Raw genomic sequence first — 6,339 nt, forward strand, 5'->3', positions numbered from 1 at the left:
GTGATCGCCAACAACACCGTGATGGCGATCATCGGCTGGGAACTGGTCGGGGTCTGCTCCTACCTGCTGATCGGCTTCTACTGGGAGGACAAGCCCAACCAGGATGCGGCCAACAAGGCGTTCTTGATCACCAAGTTCGCCGACGTCGGACTGATCGTGGGCGTGGTCGTACTGTTCACCGGCGCGGGGACCTTCAACATCGTCGAGACGGTGGAAGCGGCAGCCGCTGGCCAGATCGCGCAGGCCACCCTCGTCCTGGCCTGCCTGGGCCTCTTCCTGGCAGCGGTCGGCAAGTCGGGCCAGTTCCCGCTGTACGTGTGGTTGCCCGACGCCATGGCCGGTCCGACTCCCGTGTCGGCGCTGATCCACGCCGCGACGATGGTCACCGCCGGTGTGTTCCTGATCGCGCGGCTGTACCCGGTGTTCGCCCAGTCGATCGCGGTGATGACGACGATGGCGGTGATCGGGACGATCACGCTGTTCGTGGCCGGCCTGGTCGCCCTGGTGCAGGACGACATCAAGCGGATCCTGGCGTACTCGACGGTCAGCCAGCTGGGCTACATGGTGGCCGCGCTCGGTGTCGGCGGCTACACGGCGGGGATCTTCCACCTGTTCACCCACGGGTTCTTCAAGGCGCTGCTGTTCCTGGGGGCGGGCTCGATCATCCACGCCGTCCACAGCAACAACCTCAGCGACATGGGCGGCCTGCGCAAGGCGATGCCGACCACGTTCTGGACGTTCATCGTGGGGTCGCTGGCGTTGGCGGGGCTGCCCCTGACCGCCGGGTTCTTCTCGAAGGACGAGATCCTGGTGTCAGCGCTGGCGTGGGGCGAGGCCGGGTTCGTGATCGGCCCGATCGTGTTCACCGTCGCACTGCTCGCCGCGGGGATCACCGCTTTCTACATGGCGCGGGCGTGCTTCCTGGCGTTCTGGGGTGAGTACCGCGGACGGCACACCCCCCACGAATCGGGGCGGTGGATCACCGTTCCGCTGGTCGCCCTGGCAGTGCTGTCGCTGACGGCCGGGTGGATCGGCTCGCCGCTGCTGGGCGACAAGGGCTTCGAGCACTGGACCGCGAGCGCGGCGCTGGAGGAGGCCACCTTCCCGTTCATCGCCGAGGAAGCCCCGACCGAGCACGGGGTGATCGGCGGTGAGCACGGTGCCCCGGTCGACGCGGAGCAGGAGGACGTCGCGGGGGGCCACGGCGCCGCCCACGACGTCGGGCGGATCCTGCACGGCGCCCCACAGTTCACCACCACGACCGCGGCCGTCGGTCTGGCGGCCTTCGCGCTGCTGGTGGTCGCGGTGGCGGTGGCGTGGCGGTTCTACGGGAGCGGGTTGCCGGCACGGGACCCGATGTTGCAGCTCGGCCCGGTCACGACGGCGCTGGTCAACAAGTACTGGTTGGACGACCTCGGCTACCGCTGGATCGTCGTCCCCATCCGTGACCGGCTGGCCCGGTCCACGTACTGGGCCGATCAGCGGGTGATCGACGCGGCGGTGAGAGGGACCGGCGGGCTGGTGCGGCGAACCGCCGACGTGACGTACGGCACGATCGACCAGAAGGTCATCGACGGCGCCGTCAACGGCAGCGCGTTCAGCACGGCGTGGTGGAGCCAACGGATCAAGCGCATCCAATCCGGCAACGTGCAGCGGTACGCCGGCGCCATGTTCGCCGGTGTGGTGGTGCTGGTGCTGGTGGTCGCAGCGGCGTGACCAACGAACGTCACCGTCGTCGCGACGCGGCGACCCCGGCAGGAACGAGGGAACGACCATGAGCTGGAACCAACTGGCGCTGACGGTGGCGGTGTTCCTGCCGTTGGCCGGTGCAGTCACGATCGCGCTGATGCCGGCTGACGCGGACCGCGAGATGCGCTGGGCGGCCACCGTCACGACCGGGGTCGCGTTCGCGGTGGTGATCGCGATCGCGCTGGGCTTCGACTACAGCCGGGCTGGCGAACTGCAGTACGTGGTGGATGTGGGATGGATCGACGCCATCCGGGCCCGGTACCACCTGGCCATCGACGGGATCTCCCTGCCGCTGTTCGTCCTGACCTACCTGCTGACGTTCCTGTCGGCGATCTACACGCTGGGCCACATGCCGGAACCGGGCGGAACGAAGGGCTTCTTGTCCCTGATGCTGCTGCTGCAGACCGGGATGGCCGGGACGTTCGTGGCGTTCGACCTGGTGCTGTTCTTCATCTTCTGGGAGCTGGTGCTGGTCCCGATGTTCTTCATGATCGGGATCTGGGGTGGCCCGCGGCGCGAGTACGCCTCCGTGAAGTTCTTCCTGTACACGCTGCTGGGCTCGGTGTTCATGCTGGTGGCGTTCATCGCCGTGTACTTCCAGGCCAGCGGCATCGGGCTCGACCGTCCATGGGACATCGTGGCTCTGTCACAGGCCGGGTTCGACCCGACCCGCACCTTCCAGATCGTGGCGTTCCTCGGCATGTTCCTGGGCTTCGCGATCAAGGTGCCGATGTGGCCGTTCCACACCTGGCTCCCCGACGCGCACACCGAGGCGCCCACGGTCGGGTCGGTGCTGCTGGCCGGGATCCTGCTGAAGATGGGTACCTACGGCTTCATCCGGATCGCGCTCCCGATCCTCCCCGAGGGCGCCCGCTTCTTCGCCCCCGTGATCGGAGTGCTGGCGGTCATCGCGATCATCTACGGGGCGCTGTGCTGCCTGGCACAGACCGACATCAAACGGCTGATCGCGTTCTCGTCGGTGGGCCACATGGGGTTCGTGATGCTCGGCGTGGCGTCGCTGACCGACCGGGGGATACAGGCGGCGCTCTACGGCAACATCGCCCACGGGGTGATCACCGGGCTGCTGTTCTTCCTCGCCGGGTCGCTGCACGAGCGGTACCACACCCGCGAGATCGCCGAGATCGGCGGCGGCATGCTGGTCAAGATGCCGCGGTACGGGGCGCTACTGGTGTTCACCGCGATCGCATCGTTGGGACTGCCGGGCCTCGCCGGGTTCTGGGGCGAGTTCGCTGCGATGTGGGCGGCGATCCAACCGGCCGAGGCGCTGATCGGCCTGCAGAGCCTGTACCTGGCCCTGGTGATCGGCGCGGCGGTCGGGACGGTGCTGACCGCCGCGTACTTCCTGTGGATGATCCAGCGGGTGGCGTTGGGGCGCCCGCCGGAACGCTGGTCGGACGTCGCCCTGGCCGACGTGGCCGCGATCGAGTACGTCGCGTGGGCCCCGCTCGCCGTCCTGATCGTGGTGCTGGGGGTGATGCCCCGGGTCGTGTTCGGCGTGCAGGACCTGGCCGTGCGCCAGATCGCGCAGCTCCTCGGTGGCTGAGCGATGACGATCGACTACGCGGCCATCGGACCGGAGCTGGCGCTCGCGATCACCGCGGTGGTCGTCCTCGTCGGCGACCTGTTCCTCGCGGGTGACCGCAAACGCCTGCTGAACCCGGTGTCGGCGGTCGGGACGGTCGTCGCGATCGTGCTCACCGTGCGGCTGTGGGGGCCCGGCAACGACGAGACGTTCGGCGGGATGTTCGTCGCCAACGACTACGCACTGTCGTTCAAGCTGCTGTTCCTCGGGGCGCTCCTGGCGGTCCTGGCCGTCAGCTACCACCACTTTGCCGAAGGCAGGTACTTCCAGGGCGAGTACTACTTCCTGCTCCTGACCAGCTTCGTGGGGATGCTGGTGATGCCGTCGGCGCGCGACCTGCTCCTGCTGTTCGTTGCCCTCGAGACGGTATCGATCCCCGGCTTCGTGATGGCGGGGCTGCGCAAGCGTGACCTGTACTCGTCGGAAGCTGCGCTGAAGTTCTTCCTGGTTGGTGTGCTGGCCGTCGCCGTGATGCTGTTCGGACTGTCGTTCGTGTACGGCGCTGCCGGGACCACCTCCCTGGCCGGCGTTGCCGCAGCGCTGGCCGCGGCCGGCGACGCGGAACCGATCCTGCTCGGCAGCCTGCTGCTGGTGATCGTCGGGTTCGGGTTCAAGGTCTCGGCGGTCCCGTTCCACTTCTGGGCGCCCGACACCTACTCCGGGGCGCCCCTGCCGGTCACGGCGATGCTCGCGGTCGCGTCGAAGGCGGCCGGCTTCGCCGGGCTGGTCGCCATCTGCTTCATCGCGTTCGAGCCGTTGGCGGACGCGTGGTCACCGGTGATGGGGTTCATCGCCGTGGTCACCATGACCGTCGGGAACCTGATCGCGTTGCAGCAGCGCGACATGGTGCGGCTGCTGGCGTACTCGTCGGTCGCGCACGCCGGGTACGTGCTGCTGCCGTTCGGGATCGCCTCGCCGGGCCTGGTCGCCACCAACGCACTCGCGGTGCGCGCGGTGCTGTTCTACCTGATCGCGTACGCGGTGATGAACGTGGGCGCGTTCGGCGTCGTGATCGGGGTGCATCGCCGCACTGGCCAACGGTCGATCGCCGACTACGCCGGGTTGGGGCAGCGAGCCCCGGCCCTGGCGGTCGCCATGACCGTGTTCATGCTCAGCCTCGGCGGGGCGGTCCCGCTGGTGGGGTTCTGGGCGAAGTTCGTCGTGTTCCAGGCGACCGCCGGAGCCGCCGCGTACGTGCTCGCGACGTTCCTCGTACTCAACACGGTCCTGGCGTTCTTCTACTACCTGGCGGTGGTGCGCACCATGTGGATGGACGCCCCGCGCGTCGGCGCGCCCCTGGTTCGCCCGGGATTGGCCATCAACGCGTCCGTCGCGGTCCTGGCGGTGGGAACGGTGGCGCTAGGGATCGTGCCGTGGCATCAGAACCTCCCCGTCGGGGACGACATCGTCGTGCGTCAGCCGGTCGCCAGCGCGGTGCCGTGAGGTCGACACCCTGGCCCCGGCAGCACGTCGCACCGCGGGTAGCCTCGGACGACCGGTGGGAACGCGGGTGGCCCCCGGAGACGTTGTTCGCGGTGAGTGCTTCCTGAGGAGTCGAGATGAAGACCTTCAAGACCGCGTTGCTGCTGGCGGCTCTCTCCGGCCTGCTGCTGTTCATCGGCGACCGACTCGTCCCCGGGGGTGGCGGCCTGGTCGTCGCTCTGGGGTTCGCCGCGGTGATGAACCTCGGCGCATGGTTCTTCAGCGACAAGATCGCGATCAAGATGGCCCGAGCCAAGCCCATGGAAGAGGCCGACTACCCGGGCGTCTACCGCATCGTGCGCCGCCTGTCCGAACGCGCCGGCAAGCCGATGCCACGCCTGTACATCAGCCCCTCCCCGCAGCTGAACGCCTTCGCCACCGGGCGGAGCCCCAAGCACGCCGCGGTCTGCGTCAACCAGGGGCTGTACGAGGCGCTGACCGATGACGAACTCGAGGGTGTCCTCGGCCACGAGCTGCAGCACGTCTACAACCGTGATGTGCTGATCGGGTCGGTGGCGGCGACCATCGCCGCGGCCATCACCATGCTGGCCCGGATGGCGTTCTGGTTCGGTGGCGGCCGCGACCGCGAGGGCGGCGCTGCGGCCGGCCTGCTGATGATGATCCTCGCCCCGATCGCCGCCATGCTGATCCAGGCGGCGGTGAGCCGGGCGCGGGAGTCCGCGGCGGACCACACCGGCGCCGAGCTGACCGGCAACCCCCTGGCGCTGGCCAGCGCCCTGCGCAAGCTCGAGCAGGCCCACAGCAACCCGGCGATGGCGCGGCGCGGCGCCACCCCGGCGGAGACGAGCGCCGCGTTCTCGCACCTGTACATCGCCGCGCCGTTCGGTGGGCGGGCGATGGGATCGATGGCCCAGCTGTTCACCACCCACCCGCCGATCTCCAAGCGGGTCGAGGCACTCGAGGAGATGGCGCGCCGCAGCGGCCAGCTCGGACCCGACCCCTACCGGGGCTGACCCGCACAGCGGTCGGGCCCCGCCGACGGGGCGCGACCAAAGCACCGGCCCGGCTTCCCTGACCGGCCTGACGGAGGACGTCGCGTGCAGTGGTGGATGATCGTGGTCGGTACCGCGGTCGTCGTCGTGACGGTCTTCGACGCGTTCGCGACGACCCTGTCACCGAGCACACGGGCGGGACCGGTCACCTCCCGGATGAACGCGGTGCTGTGGCGCCTGGCACGGCGGGCGTCGCGTTCGAACGTGGCGATCCCACTGGTGGTCGCCGGCCCCCTGCTGCTGGTGACGACCGCCATGGTGTGGATCGGTGGGCTGTGGCTGGGATGGACGCTGCTGTTCGCCGCGGATCCCAACGCGGTGGTCTCGGATCCCGGGGGGATCCCAGCCGACCTGTCGGGACGGGTGTTCTACACCGGCTACACGCTGTTCACCCTGGGGCTCGGCAACTACGTCCCGCAAGGGGCGGTGTGGGAGGTGCTGAGCGCGGTCGCGTTGATCAACGGCCTGGTGCTGGTCACCATGTCCATCACC

General features: G+C 69.0%; 5 protein-coding genes. All 5 read left to right on the forward strand.

The window, feature by feature from the left end:
• On the forward strand, window positions 1-1,716 hold a 1,716-nt coding region (locus M3N57_11535), incomplete at its 5' end, for an NADH-quinone oxidoreductase subunit L (protein MDP9023300.1).
• 58 nt (window positions 1,717-1,774) lie between these two features.
• Complete coding sequence (locus tag M3N57_11540; protein MDP9023301.1) at window positions 1,775-3,313, forward strand: NADH-quinone oxidoreductase subunit M; 1,539 nt, start codon at window positions 1,775-1,777, stop codon at window positions 3,311-3,313.
• A 3-nt stretch (window positions 3,314-3,316) separates the two neighbouring features.
• A complete protein-coding gene (locus tag M3N57_11545; protein MDP9023302.1) occupies window positions 3,317-4,795 on the forward strand; it encodes an NADH-quinone oxidoreductase subunit N in 1,479 nt (492 codons plus the stop codon).
• 116 nt (window positions 4,796-4,911) lie between these two features.
• The gene (locus tag M3N57_11550; protein MDP9023303.1) at window positions 4,912-5,808 is read left to right on the forward strand and encodes a M48 family metalloprotease; all 897 of its coding nucleotides are present in this window, start codon (window positions 4,912-4,914) and stop codon (window positions 5,806-5,808) included.
• 84 nt (window positions 5,809-5,892) lie between these two features.
• On the forward strand, window positions 5,893-6,339 hold a 447-nt coding region (locus tag M3N57_11555), incomplete at its 3' end, for an ion channel (protein ID MDP9023304.1).

Source organism: Actinomycetota bacterium (assembly GCA_030776725.1).
Lineage (GTDB): Bacteria > Actinomycetota > Nitriliruptoria > Nitriliruptorales > JAHWKO01 > JAHWKW01.